We start from the raw sequence: 14,193 nt of genomic DNA, 5'->3' as shown, positions 1-14,193 counted from the left end.
CGTCGAGGTCGAATCGGCGATCGGATGCGATATCGATGAACCGGTTCGCCGGGCCGTCGGCGCAAATTCCCGACCACTCATGTTACGAAACCGTGACGAGGACTGACGACTTTACGACAGAGTGACACGTCTTTTATCGATTCGGCCCTGAATTCGGGTGGATGTTGAACGAGTATTTAATAAACCGAACGGGAGACCTTTGCCATGGCTCAGGAAATCACGCGAGAGATTGCTTCGACCCCCGCCCCGGAGGCTGGCGAACCGAGTGTCGACAGTCGCAGCACCGGTCGCTGGCGATCGGCGCTGTCGAATACCTTGAACCTGAGCCAGAAATCCACCCTTCCCGGTGACGACAAATCCAAGCCCGGAAAGCGCGCCGATGCCGACACCGAGGCGCCCAGAAATCTGAACGATTACAATCAGATCGTGACGATCGGCGACGATCTGATTCGCTACGAGACCAAGGGCGGCAAGGCCGTCGAGGTCGACCGACACGCCACCCCGGCACTGTTCGAGACGGTCAAGCAGGATTTCGACCAGATCAATGGCCTCAACCAGAGCGGAGAGGACGGCTATGGCGTGTTGCCGCCCGATGCAGAGCCGCCCGGCAAGCTGAGCGACTATCGCTTCATCGCCCCGCCCGACGAAGTTGCCAAGGGCATCATCCGCTACGAGATGCAGGACGGCACCCGGGTCGTGGTCGCCGAACGCGCCGCCCCGGAGCTTTACGCTGCCGTCAAGAAGGATTACCAGAGCCTGATCGGCATCAATGAAAGCGAGGCTGACGGCTACCAGCGCGTCGGTGGCGATGCCACCCCACCGCCCTACTACAACACCGAGGTCGGCGCGCCCGGTGAAATGGGGCCGGAGGTGATTCGCTACGAGCATGACGGCGAGAAGTTCGTCGTCGCGCGCAGCGACAATCCGGAACTCTACGATTATCTCAGCGAACAGCACGCGACGTTGACCGGCAACGCCGAGCACCAGGATGCCATCGAGGGTTCGGTCGACGATGGCGCCACCGTTGCCGGCGCCGATACCGAAGTGCCCGAGTTCAATGATTTCAAGAACTTCAGTTGGCAAAAAGATGCACGTGACGATGTCATTCGCTTCACCACTCACGATGGCAGAAATGTGGTGGTGTCGAAGTCTCTGACGCCTGCGCTGTTCGAGACGGTTTCCAACGCCCAGAAGACCTGGGATCGGATCCACGAACTCGAGGACGACGGCTACAAGCTGCGCTCCGCCGACGAGGACATCCCGGTTCTCGGCAAGGGCGACAGCGTCAAGAGCGCCACCGACGAGCACGGTGACGTCATCGAAGGGCTCAAGTTGGTCGAGGTCGACGGCGAGAAGTTCGTGGTCTCGAAGGGCGTGACACCGGAGCACTTCGAGGCTGCCTCCAGCTTCCAGCAGACATCGAGCGAGGATGTCATCGACGATGTCTTTGCCGATCACGACCTGCCCGGGTCGGAAGAGACCAACCTGATGGGCCAGGAGACCACCGTCGAGAACGACGACGGAGACGCGAAGACGGTCACCGAACTCTACATGGAGAAGCTCGAGGAGAAGGCGGAAAACTCGGACAACGAGAACTTCAAGAAGTATGCCCGCCTGCTCGAACTCAAATCCCAGCTGGACGACGGAAGCTTCCAGTATCTGCCCTACATGACGGTCGATCATGGTGGCGACTGGACCTACTACGCCAGCGATACCCAGGGCATGGATCCGGCCGACCTGCGCGGCCTGATCCACGAGGAAAAACTCGGCGAGGAGCTTTCGAAACTGCTAGGTGACGAGGAGATCGCCAAGTTCACCGACGAGGCGATGACGGAGGCCCAGAGCAAGATCAAGGATCGCGATGGCCTCGCCGACAAGATCTACGACTCGTTGACCGGCGACGAGGGCGCGGAATATCTCGATGCCATCGAGGACCTGCGAGACAAGGGGTTCGGCGACGAAGCCGCCACCCGCTTGAACAATGACCTGAACACGCTGCAGGCCCTCGACCCCGACCGCGCGGCCGAGGCGAGAGGCAGCATCACCGCCGCCAGCACCGCCAGAGGCCTGGAGGAAGAACTCAGCGATATCGATGCCGAATACGACGCGTCCCAAAACGGTGACGACGTGTCGCCGGAGAGCGAGGAAGCCGCGGAACAGGTCGCCGCCGACATGGTGCCGACCATCCTCACCAGCATTACCTACAGCACCTTCGGCATCCAGACCACCAATGGCGTCTGGAACGCGGTGCAGGATGCGCTCTCCACCGACAAGACCGATCCCAAGGGCACGGTACCGCCCAACCTGTCGGCGGACGAGAAGCTGCAGTTCACCAAGATCATGGCGATCGCCTCTGGCGTGAAGGAGGCTATCAAGTCGCTGGCGCTGAGCGGGAGCAACGTCAAGGAGGCCATGTCGAATCCGATCCTGCTCGAGAACATCACCCAGCGCGCCGTGGATAAATATCAGCAGTTGACCCAGGGCAAAGGCGGGAATCCACCGGCCGTCCAGGTCGGCGATGCCGAGAGCGCAACGTTCAAGGACTCGCTGAAGAGCGGGTTCCGCAGTCTGATGAGCTCGAACACCATGTTCGCGATCGGCGGCACCGCCGCCCTGGCCAATGCCATCTATCGACGCTCCGGTGACGATTTCGGCGACACCTGGCAGGAGCGCATGACCGTCGCCCGCGGCATGCTGGTGTTCATCGGCACCACGCCTTTCGCGCTCAAGGGCATCGCCGATGCGGCGGGCTCGAAACTCGATGAGGGCGGCCGGCTGGCCAAATTGTTCGGCACCACCAACATCACCCAGGCGCTCGGTCTCGACAAGGAGATGGGCGACGTCCTGCGCGAGCGCTTCCCCGACAAGTTCAACGGCGATAAAGCGCCCTCTCTCAATCCGGGCGAGCAGGCGCGGGGCAAGCTGGACGACATCCGCGGCAAGCTCGAATCGTTCGATACCCTTCTCGATCAAAGGGACGCCCCCGACTTCGAGCAGAAGGCCCAGGGGCTGGTCGACGATATCCAGGGCCAGCTCGACGAGGTCGACCGCGTCGTCAAGGACTCCGACTCGCTCAGCGACGACGAAAAGAAGGAGATCCAGCAGCGTCTGGGCGATATCGAGGATCGGCTCGACAAGGTCGAGATGAAGAAGGAGGGCCTGGCGCCCCAGAACGCGGAGGATCTCAGAGCGCTGGTCGACGATCTGTTCGAGGAAATGCAGCCCTTCGCCTCCTCGGCGACGCCGGCGCAGCAACGCTTCGCCCAGATCGACGACTTCGATCGGGCCGTGGCGGAGTTACTGGACATCGAAAGCAAAGGCCAGACGCCGGACCAGGCACCGGCACTGTTCGACGAGATGATGAAGAAGCATCGCGCCATCCGCTCGTCGTTCGAATCCGACCCGACGCTGTCCGATGCCCAACGCACGCAACAGCTCGATCGGCTGGATGAGATCGCCAACCGCCTGGACGATGTTCGCCCGATGGCCAGCGGCGCCCTGCCCAGTGGCGCCGGCGATGCGCTGGCCGACCTCGACAATCTCAGCGACGATCTCGTTCAGTTCGTCGACCCTGCCAACGGCGAATCGTCGAAAACCGCCATGCAGCCCTTGAACCAGGCGCTGGATGCCGAAGCCGACGTGATGACCAACGGCGAACGCACTCCCGGCACGTCGCCCGATGGCCCGGGCAGCACCGGCGGCGGCGATGGGTCCAACGGCAACAAGAAGACCAATATCTTCGGCCCCGCGCTCAAGGGCCTGGCCTACATGACCGACTTCGCCGGCGGCATTCTCGACACTGTCGTCGCGGGCGTCGGGCTCAATCAGCTGATCAAGAACGGTGGCACCCCGATGGAGTTCGCCGCCAGTTCGACCGGCGTGGTCTCCGGCGCCTTTTTTACCATCGGCGGCGCCGCCGAAATCGGGGCATCACTGCAGACTGCGTCTCGCGTGCTCTCCGGGTTGGGTGCGGGGCTGCGCGCCGCCGGTCCCATCGGCAACCTGATCGGGCTGGGCGTCGGCTTTGCCAGCCTGATCCTCAATGCGGTGATGGCCCAGAAGAAAGGCGCCGAAACCGAGGGCAAGATACGCGACCAGTTCGAGCAGTTCGCCGAAGATGGCGTGACGGAAGACGATTGGGGCGAGAAGTTCAACTACCTGATCAACTCGAGCTACGGCTTCAAGGACATGATGCACGCCGGTGACGACGACAAGGAGCCCGACCCGCTGTTCAAGGAGTGGTTTCCCGAGGACATGGCGGCGTGGGAGGCGCAGCCAGAGCAGTATGACAAGTTCACGCAGGAGATCCGGGAAAACGGCAACGTCGATGACTTCTTCTTCGACTTCGACCAGGACCAGATGCAGCTCAATATTCACGGCCAGGACTTCTATCAGGATAACAAGGAGACCATCGACACGATCCTGGGCAATTGGGACGAAGGCGATGGCGGCACCGACTGGACGGGGCCCGACGATATCGTCAGCAAAAGCGATCTCGAGGATATCGTCGATCCGGAAAATGGCCACTCGAAGGAGGAGCAGGATGCCGCCGAGTTCCTGCTCAAGAACGAAGAGTTCTTCGCCCTGCTCGATACGCTGCACAAGCAGGATGGTTCGGACGGCAAGATCAGCAGTGCCGACATCGATTCCTGGATGCAACTGATCGGCGAGCGTGCGATCACCGACGACAACCCGGCCTTCGCCGAGGAGGACAGCATCTGGGACAACCCGGCGTACTATAAGCTGTAAGCTATAAGCTGCAGGCTGAGGGCTGAAGATGATAAAAAGCGGGCCATGTCTCTCCTCGAGGCATGGCCCGCTGCCGTTGCAGATTGCGCTAACTGGCAACGCTCACCCGAACTCGACGCTCACCCGAACTGGTTCATGGTGTTGAGCCCGCCGCCGGCCTTGAGCGCGGCGGCACCGGAGAAGTACTCCTTGTGGTCGTCGCCGAGATGGGAGCCGGCCATATCCTGATGCTTGACCGAGGCCAGCCCTCGCCGGATCTCCCTGCGCTGGACGCCGGCGACGTAGGCCAGCATCCCGGCCTCGCCAAAGTACCCCTCGGCCAGCTCGTCGGTGGAGAGCGCCGCCGTGTGGTAGGTGGGCAGGGTAATCAGGTGGTGGAACACGCCAGCCTCGCGGGCTGCGTCGCGCTGGAACGCCTGGATTCGACGGTCCGCCTCCCGCGCCAGCTCGGAGTCGTCGTACGTTACGCTCATCAGTTGGCTGCGTTCGACACCGGAGAGCGATCGCCCTTCTGTTTGCCCTTCTGTCTGTCCTTCTCGTTCCCAGTCGTCGAAGACCTGCTGGCGGAAGTTGAGCGTCCAGTTGAACGAGGGAGAGTTGTTGTAGACCAGCTTGGCGTTGGGCACGACCTGCCGGATGCGGTCGACCATGCCGGCGATCTGACCGATGTGCGGTTTTTCGGTCTCGATCCACAGCAGGTCCGCGCCGTTCTGCAGGGCATTGATGCAGTCCAGCACGACCCGATCCTCGCCGGTATCGGAACGGAACCGATAGAGCCCGTTGGCGAGCCGCAGCGGTTTACGCAGATCGCCGTCGAGCTTGATGATCGTATCGCCTTCGTTGACGTCATCCGCCGAGCAGATCGGCACGGTGCAGAGAAAGCTGTTGTACTGGTGAGCGAGATCCCCGGGTTCCTTGCTGACCGGCAGTTTCTGCGTCAGCCCAGCGCCCAGCGAATCGGTCCGGGCGACGATCACGCCCTCCTCGACACCGAGCTCGAGGAACGCGTGGCGGACGGCGTTGATCTTGGCCACGAAATCCTCGTGGGGAACGGTGACCTTGCCATCCTGATGACCGCACTGCTTGGCATCGGAAACCTGGTTCTCCAGCTGGATGCAGCAAGCGCCCGCTTCGATCATCTTCTTGGCCAGCAGGTAGGTCGCTTCTTCGTTGCCGAACCCGGCATCGATGTCGGCGATGATCGGTACGACATGGGTCTCGAAGTTGTCGATCTTGTCCAGAATCCCCCTTTCCATTACTTCGTTTCCGGCCTTCCTTGCGCTGTCCAGCTCACGGAACAGTGGCGTCAGCTCCCTGGCATCTGCCTGACGCAGAAAGGTATATAGCTCTTCGATCAGCGCCGGGACGGATGTCTTCTCGTGCATCGATTGATCGGGCAACGGACCGAACTCCGAGCGCATGGCGGCGATCATCCAACCGGATAGATAGAGATATCGCCCTTGGGTGGTGCCGTGGTGCTTCTTGACCGCGATCATCTTCTGCTGACCGACGAATCCGTGCCAGCAACCGAGAGACTGGGTGTAGCGGGAAGGATCCCGATCGTAGGCCTGCATGTCTCGACGCATGATGGAGGCGGTGTAGCGCGCGATATCGAGCCCGGTTCGGAACCGGTTCTGCGCCCGCATCCTGGCCACGTTCTCGGGATTGATATTGCCCCATCTTCCGTCCTGTTCCAGACATAACCGGTTCAACGATTCGACATCGCGCTGATAAATCGACATGACTACCTCCACCCGCAGGGATTGATGATATTCGCAGTAGCCAGATTCATCCTGTCGTGATTCAGACAACCCAAAACGGTCGTTTTAATTCTCATGACAGTAAGAAAATGACCCCATCGACGCGCCCACTATGTGAGAGATAGCGTCATGGCAACAATCCGTACTTAGCCGCCATCAGGGTAAGGCTTCTACCGAAAATCGTGCTTTTCGATCCATCCTGTAGTCATGTATGACATATGATTACGACGATCCTGGCGCGGGTTAATCGTTTGCCGGAAAACTTTCCATTTTGAGACACCATCGGGGTAATTCATGAAATACTCATGGTTTCATTGACTTGGCACCGAGCGAGCGCTCTCGGCGCCCTTTCCCGGCGAAAAGGCAGGATCATATCCACCGGGCCGATGAGATCTACCCCTATCGACTTTCGTCGACAGGACGCTAGCCGAGTTTCAAATTATGAATCCGCCGTTGCCCGTTCCAGCCCTTCACGGGTCACTTCTGCCACGCGTTCCAGCTCTTCCGGGGTGATGACGTAGGGCGGCATCCAGTAGATCACGTTACCCAACGGCCGCAGCATGACGCCGCGCGACAGCGCGTGCTCGTAAACGCGCAGGCCACGCCGCTCGCGGAAGTCGTAAGGTGTCAGGCTGGCCTTGTCTGCGACCATTTCGATCGCCACCACCATGCCGGTCTGGCGAACGTCACCGACGTGGGGATGCTCGCGCAGCGGTTCGGCGAGTCGCCCCATCAGGTCGGCCTTGCTCCGGTTAGCGACGATCACGTCGTCCTGCTCGAAGATATCCAGCGTTGCCAGCGCGGCGGCGCAGGCCAGCGGATTGCCGGTATAGCTATGCGAATGCAGGAACGCCTTGAGCGTCGAGTAGTCGTCGTAGAACGCGGCGTAGATCTCGTCGGTGGTCATCACCACCGAGAGCGGCAGGTAGCCGCCGGTCAACGCCTTGGAGAGACACAGGAAATCCGGCCGCACGCCAGCCTGCTCGCTGGCGAACAGCGTGCCGGTGCGGCCGAAACCGACGGCGATCTCGTCGAAGATCAACTGGACCCCGTGACGGTCGCAGGCCTCGCGTAGCCAGGTCAGGTACTCCGGCGGGTACATGCGCATACCGCCGGCGCACTGAATCAACGGCTCGACGATGACCGCTGCCAGTTCGTCGGCATGGCGTTCCAGCGCCGCTTCCATCTGCGCAAACGCGACGCGCGCCTGATCGACCCATTGGTCTCGCGGCAGCCCGAAGCCGTCCGGCGCCGGCACCTTGATCACATCCAGCAGCAGCGAGCGGTAGGTGTCGGTGTAGAGCGCAACGTCGCCGACCGAGAGCGCGCCCAGCGTCTCGCCATGATAGCCGTTGCTGATCGTCAGGAAACGCCGCTTCTCCGGCCGACCGACGTTGCGCCAGTAGTGGTAGCTCATCTTGAGCGCGATCTCGACAGCCGACGAACCGTTGTCGGCGTAGAAGCAGTGGCCCAGGCCGGCGGGCGCCAGTCTGCCCAATCGCTCGGAAAGCTCGATCACCGGCTGGTGGGTGAATCCGGAGAGAATCACGTGCTCGAGTTCATCGAGCTGCTGCTTGATCCGTGTATTGATGCGCTCGTTGGCATGGCCGAACACATTGACCCACCAGGAGCTGACGATATCGAGATAGCGCTTGCCCTCGAAATCCTCCAGCCATACGCCCTTGCCGCGTCGGATCGGAACGACGGGCAGACTTTCGTGATCCTTCATCTGGGTGCACGGATGCCACAGGCTGGCGAGATCGCGCTGCATCCAGTCGTTGTTGACGCTCATTCGATAGATCCAGGGTCAGGGGTTCGGGTAGTGGCGCTCGCGGCCAGCAGCGGTTCGATGTCCAGAAAATCGGCGACACGTTCAGCGCATGGCGCTTGCCACCAGGGCGCCTTTTCCAACCAAGGCGCCTTTTCCAGCCAGGGCACCTTTTCCAGCCAGGGCACGATGCCCAGGCACGGCACGCCGCCCTGCTCGCTGAGCCACTCGGTCAACGAATCCAGGTTCTGCTGTCGTCGCGGTAGATCGGGGTCGACCACGTTGGCAACCCAGCCGGCCAACGCCAGCCCGTCGTGACGGATCGCTTCCAGCGTCAGCCGGGCGTGGTTGATCGCCCCCAGGCGAACGCCGACCACCAGCACCACGGGCAAGGCCAGCGCGACCGCGAGATCCGACAACGACTCTTGATCGTTGAGCGGCACCCGCCAGCCGCCGGCACCTTCGATCAGGGTCAGATCGGCGCCGCCGGCCAGCAGCGAGCGCATCGGACGCTCTAGCGACGACAGCGACAGCGCAGTGCCCGCTTCCCGCGCGGCGATATGGGGCGCGATGGCGGGTTCGAGGGCGAACGGATTGATCGCGTCATAGGCCAGCGTTGGCTGGCACTGCGCCTGAATGGCCAGCGCATCGGCATTGCGCAGCCCTAACGAGGTCCGCTCGCAGCCGGACGCTACCGGCTTACCGCCTGCCGTGGTCAGCCCCCGGCGGCGGGCGGCCGCCATCAACCCGGTGGTGATGACGGTCTTGCCGGCGTCGGTATCGGTGCCGGTAACGAAACAGGCCGTCATGATGCCTCCCCCGTTTCGGCAAGCTGCAGGATCACAGTGGCGATGCGATAGCGGGTGGGGATCCCCGCCGCTTCGCGCCAGGCTTCCAACGCCCGGTTCAGCGCATCGAGCTGGCGGCGACCCGTCAGGCCCTGGCGGCCGTGCGCGGAATTGGTCAACGTCGCGGCGCCGATGCGCTTGAGGGCATGTAGCGCTTCGTTCGGCGTCGCGTGGTGAGTCTTGCGTGTGGTCAGGGTCAACTCATGCAGACGCCAGCCGGGGCGGTCCAGCGTCTCGATCAGGCGCGCCTCGCAGAGAAAGGTATTTCCGGGTCGCGCACCACCGAGCCGTTGACGCGCCTGCTGCAGCTCTTGCAGCGTGCCCTCGCACAGCGTGGTGAAGCCGAGCCAGCCGCCGGGCCGCAGCACCCGGGCGGCCTCGTTCAGAAAGTCCGACAGCGATTGACACCACTGCACTGCCAGGCTGGAAACCATCAGATCGACGCTATCGGCAGCCAGCGGGAGGCGCTCCGCGCTACCCACGAGCCACCGAATTGGCTGATCGGCATGCTGCCGGCGCGCTTCGCGCAACATGCCGGGCGCGATATCCACGCCAATCGCCGTGGCATCGTGGCGCTCGGCGAGACGCGAAACCAGATGGCCGGTGCCGCAGCCGACATCGACCAGGGTTTGCAGCCGCTCGAGGGTCGGCAGTCGCGTCAGCAGATCATCGGCCACCGCTCGCTGCAGCTCGGCGGCGCTGTCGTAGCGGCGCGCCGCCAGCGAGAAGCCATTCGCGATTCGCTGCTGCCGGGTGTTGCCGGCAGATGAAGGCTCGGTGCGCGGCGCGGCAATTGGGGCGGCAGTCATGAACCCACCCCTCGAGAGCCGTCAGCGACGTGTCGAGAGCCGTCAGCGGCCTGTCGAGAGCCATCGGCCGAGATCATGAACGCCGCCATGAGATCGGCGGTCTCCTCCGGGCGTTCCACCGGAAAGGCATGGCCCGCGCCCTCGATCAGCGCCGTGCGGCCGCCCTCGGGCAGACGTTCGGCGATGGCATGACGCGCCGCTGCCGGCACCAGCGCGTCGCTGCCACCGAAAAGATGCAGCTGCGGGATCGTCAGCGCCCCCAGCACCTCGCGGAGATCCAGCGCCGACAGCACCCCTAGCCCGGCCAACGCCTGATCCAGCGGCGTCGCTTCCAGCGCTGCCACCAGTTGGCGCCCCAGACGCCGGGCATCGCGCCCGCCTTGCGCGCTCAACTGTGCGAAGCGTCTGAAGGTTTGCGTCGGGGATGCCCGCAATCCGAGCTGGAAGTCAGCCAGTGCTGCACTCGTCATCGCTTCCGGCCAGCCCGAGCGGGTGACGAAACTGGCGTTGGCCCCCAGCGTGATCAAGCCTTGCGCGTGCCGGCCGCGCCACTGCGCCAGCGATGCGGCCAACATGCCGCCCAGCGACCAGCCGGCCAGCCAGGCGTCCTGGGGTAGCTGGTGATCGAGCGCCGCGACCCAGCTTTCGGGCCGGTGGCTGGTCAGGGCGGGATAGCTCACGCACTCGACCTGATAGGCCGGTAACCGCCGGCGCAAGGCGTCCGCCAGCGGTTCCAGCGGTGCGGGCCCGAGGGCCCAGCCGGGTAACAACAGCACTGTTTGGGCGCTCATGCCAATCTTCTCCTGGCGGACGACAGCCGACGCGCGGTCGTGAACAGCGCGCTCAACAGCCGGTCGATGTCTTCATGGGTATGGGCGGCCGAGAGCGTGAACCGCAGTCTCGAGGTCCCGGCGGGGACGCTGGGCGGGCGTATGGCGCTACACCAGAGCCCGGCACTTTCGAGCTCGGCGGAGAGCCTCAGCGCTGCGGCTTCGTTGACGCCCTGCCGGTTCTCCTGGCGACCCTCTCCCGTCGTGCTCCAGCTCGACCCGATCACCAGCGGCTGAATCGGCGTCGCCGATGGCGTGAGATGCAGATCGAACTCGCTCAGACTGGCGGCCCCGCGACGAAAGCGCTCGATCAGCGACAAGAGATGCGCGCGACGTTCCGGCTCGTCACGGACGATATCCAGACTGGTCAGCGTCGCCCAGGCCAGCGCCGGGGACAGACTGGTCGTGTAGATATAGGGTCGGGAAAACTGGATCAGCGCATCGATCAGCGTTTCACTGCCGGCAACGAATGCGCCCTGGGTGCCGAACGCCTTGCCCAGCGTGCCGACGGTCACGGCTATCCGACTCGGGTCGAGACCTTGCGCTTCCCGCGTGCCACCGCCATGAGCCCCCAACACGCCGAAACCGTGAGCGTCGTCGATCATCAACCAGGCCCGGTGGCGTTCGCAGTGGGTCGCCAGGGGTTCGAGCTCGGCGGTATCGCCGTCCATGCTGAACACGCCATCGGTGACCACCAGTTTGCGCCGGGCAGCCTCGACCTCCGACAGCCGCGCGCCGCAGTCGTCGCCATCCCGATGCGTATAACGCTCGAGCGTGGCGCCGGCCAGACGCGTGGCGTCCAGCAGCGAGGCATGATTCAACCGGTCGTGCAGCGCGACGTCGCCGCGGCCGAGCAGGGTCGAGATCACTCCCAGATTGGCCTGGTAACCACTGGAGAACAGCACCGCCCGCTGGCAGCCGGCCAACTCGGCCAATCGCGACTCCAGGTGTTCATGCGCTTCGCTGTGCCCGCAGACCAGATGCGAGGCACCGCCGCCGGTGCCGAAGCGGCGGGCGCCTTCGGCCAGCGCCTGGGCCAATCGCGGGTCACCGGCCAGCCCCAGATAGTCGTTGCTGCAGAATGCCAGCGTTTCCCCCCCTTCCCGGCGGAGATGACCGCCCTTCTCCGCTACCTTCCCGGTCGTCGTCACTCTGCGGCGATAGCGCTGCCGCTCCCGTTGCGTTGCCAGGCGCGCCGCCAGTACGTCATCCAACGAATCGATGGATGATGCGCTCATGCCCGCGCCGTCGCGTCCGTGACCATGGCGTCTAGCCGAACTTTAGCCATGCGCTGCTGGAGAGCCGCTTCGTGGGCGTCGTCGTCGATGTCTTCACGGGTTTCGGGATGCAGGCCGAGGCGCTCGAAGAGTCGCTGATCGTGTGTCGCCTGCGGGTTTTGCGCGGTCAACAGGCGCTCGCCATAGAAGATCGAATTGGCTCCGGCAAAGAATGCCAGCGCCTGGGTTTCGTCGCTCATCAGCTCGCGTCCGGCGGCCAGACGCACGTGGGAACGTGGCATCACAATTCGGGCGACGGCGATGGTACGAATGAATTCGATGGGGTCAAGGTCCTCCACGTGCTCGAGCGGCGTGCCCTGGATCCGGATCAGCATGTTGATCGGCACGCTCTCGGGATGCACTGGCAGATTGGCGAGCTGCTGTAACAGTCCTGCGCGATCATTGACGCTCTCGCCCATCCCGAGAATGCCGCCGCTGCAGATCTTCATGCCGGATTCCCGCACGTGATCGAGCGTTTCCAGGCGGTCGGCATAGGTGCGAGTGGTGATGATATCGCCGTAGTACTCCGGCGAGGTATCCAGATTGTGGTTGTAGTAATCGAGCCCGGCTTCTCCCAACTGCTCTGCCTGTTCACGGCTCAACATGCCCAGTGTCATGCAGGTCTCGAGCCCCATGGCACGCACGCCGCGCACCATTTCCAGCACCAGCGGCATATCCCTGGCGCTGGGATGCTTCCACGCCGCCCCCATGCAGAAACGGCTGGCACCCACGGCCTTGGCCTTGCGCGCCTCTTCCAGCACGGCTTCGAGCTGCAATAGCTTCTCGCGCTGGAGCCCGGTGTTGTAGTGGCCGGACTGGGGGCAATACTTGCAGTCCTCCGGACAGGCGCCGGTCTTGATCGAGAGCAGCGTGGATATCTGTACCGCATTGGGATCGAAATGCTGGCGATGAACGCCCTGCGCCTGGAACAGCAGGTCGTTGAACGGACGTTCCAGCAGCGTCTGGATCTCGTCGCGCTGCCAGTCATGGCGTAGAGACGCGCGCTGAGTGGGAGAAATAGGCATCGCCATACGACAGTCAACCTTGATAAGCCAAGAAGTTGACCAAGGGTGCCATGAGGAATGGTTAACTTCAAACAACCATGAAGTTAACAATGCATCGAACCTTTGGTCATGCAGGCAAACGGGCGGAAAGCGATCGATCGAATGAGCGTAGTCATCACGCTGGCTGAACAAGTTCCAGATCAATGGGTTCTAGCTGAGCCAGTTCTTGGCGAGCAGGCTTTGGAAGAAACAGCTCGGTGAAAATGCGAGAGACAATGCAGCGAGGGAGAAATATAGCGAAGGAGAAATGTAGCGAGGGAGAATGGAGTCGCAAGAAGGTAGCGTCCGTCAGCCACTCGGACGGCACCTAAGACAGGAAGGTGAACGGCCGTTTGGAGAGACAAGGCGATGACAATGATGGAAACGAGCCAATAACCATTCGCCGAGCGCCCTCTCCCGGCGGCTCAGCGTGGAATCGCCACGAGGCGATGGCTTTCCGTCGCACCGGTTGGCAACACTGGTGTCGAGTTGCCGCGATCGACGGGCAAGCGACAGCGATTCAGTGAGTTTCGGCTTTGGACTGCTGGTAAAGATCCAGCGCGACCTGACACAGCGCGCCTGCGAGCAGCTCCAGATTGTCATCCGACGCTTCATTGGCGACAACCACGCCAAAGGAGCCATCTGGACGCTCGGTCAGCTCGATGCTGTAGCGCTTGAGATCCTGCGGTTTGATCATCTCGCCCATGACGTACTCTCCGATCGTCGAGTCCTGTCTTTCAGAAATCTATCGTTTCGACACAGGGGGAGTATTGCGGATCAATATTGCAGCTGTGTGACAGATCGATGATGTTTATGAGAACAAACGAAGACAGTATCGCGAAAAAACGAGGAGAGGAATCTGGCGGGTATCAAAGGGGGAATTCAGAAAAATCGACAACGACAACACATTGGCTCCCCGAACAGGACTCGAACCTGTGACCCAATGATTAACAGTCAGTTGGAGAATTCGAAGTACTACTCAGCGACGTATCCGCATCTTGAAACGAAATTTTCTTGCCAGACAGTGCACAAGAGACTTTGATTGCTCATACTCTGCACTACATTGGCATCAGCGATGATGGATAAGCTGAAACTACTTGTCAAGGCTG

9 protein-coding genes are annotated in these 14,193 nt (G+C 62.4%); 1 reads left to right on the top strand and 8 read right to left on the bottom strand.

The genetic code is table 11. The annotated features are described in order from the left end of the window. The first annotated feature begins 204 nt into the window (after positions 1-204). The gene (locus tag DOM36_RS02580; RefSeq protein ID WP_110641169.1) at positions 205-4,749 is read left to right on the top strand and encodes a hypothetical protein; all 4,545 of its coding nucleotides are present in this window, start codon (positions 205-207) and stop codon (positions 4,747-4,749) included. A gap of 119 nt (positions 4,750-4,868) precedes the next feature. Here DOM36_RS02580 and DOM36_RS02575 read toward each other — a convergent pair whose 3' ends face one another. The 8 genes from DOM36_RS02575 to DOM36_RS02540 form a co-directional block, all read right to left on the bottom strand. Next, a complete protein-coding gene (locus tag DOM36_RS02575) occupies positions 4,869-6,491 on the bottom strand; it encodes an isocitrate lyase (protein WP_110641167.1) in 1,623 nt (540 codons plus the stop codon). Between the two features lie 457 nt (positions 6,492-6,948). After that, positions 6,949-8,301 carry an adenosylmethionine--8-amino-7-oxononanoate transaminase gene (locus DOM36_RS02570; protein WP_075570766.1) on the bottom strand — a complete coding sequence of 451 codons (1,353 nt, stop codon included), beginning with the start codon at positions 8,299-8,301 and terminating at the stop codon, positions 6,949-6,951. Then, complete coding sequence (gene bioD / locus DOM36_RS02565; RefSeq protein WP_198651181.1) at positions 8,298-9,086, bottom strand: dethiobiotin synthase; 789 nt, start codon at positions 9,084-9,086, stop codon at positions 8,298-8,300. Before bioD ends, DOM36_RS02570 begins: the two co-directional genes overlap by 4 nt. Beyond that, positions 9,083-9,934, bottom strand: coding sequence for a methyltransferase domain-containing protein (locus DOM36_RS02560; protein ID WP_110641163.1), 852 nt, complete (start codon positions 9,932-9,934; stop codon positions 9,083-9,085). The genes bioD and DOM36_RS02560 overlap by 4 nt, the downstream gene beginning before the upstream one ends. Next, a complete protein-coding gene (locus DOM36_RS02555) occupies positions 9,931-10,725 on the bottom strand; it encodes an alpha/beta fold hydrolase (protein WP_110641162.1) in 795 nt (264 codons plus the stop codon). The genes DOM36_RS02560 and DOM36_RS02555 overlap by 4 nt, the downstream gene beginning before the upstream one ends. Continuing rightward, positions 10,722-12,002, bottom strand: coding sequence for an 8-amino-7-oxononanoate synthase (gene bioF / locus DOM36_RS02550; RefSeq protein ID WP_348626369.1), 1,281 nt, complete (start codon positions 12,000-12,002; stop codon positions 10,722-10,724). The genes DOM36_RS02555 and bioF overlap by 4 nt, the downstream gene beginning before the upstream one ends. Continuing rightward, positions 11,999-13,066, bottom strand: a complete 1,068-nt coding sequence (bioB, locus tag DOM36_RS02545; protein ID WP_110641860.1) for a biotin synthase BioB — start codon at positions 13,064-13,066, stop codon at positions 11,999-12,001. Before bioB ends, bioF begins: the two co-directional genes overlap by 4 nt. Before the next feature lie 538 nt (positions 13,067-13,604). Next, entirely contained in the window at positions 13,605-13,790 is a 186-nt protein-coding gene (locus tag DOM36_RS02540) for a hypothetical protein (protein WP_075570771.1), read from the bottom strand. Positions 13,791-14,193 lie beyond the last annotated feature (403 nt).

Origin of the sequence: Salinicola sp. CPA57 (assembly GCF_003206035.1) — a bacterium.
GTDB lineage: Bacteria > Pseudomonadota > Gammaproteobacteria > Pseudomonadales > Halomonadaceae > Salinicola > Salinicola socius.
The sequence above is the reverse complement of the archived record's forward strand: the minus strand, read 5'-3'. Positions and strand labels throughout refer to the sequence as shown.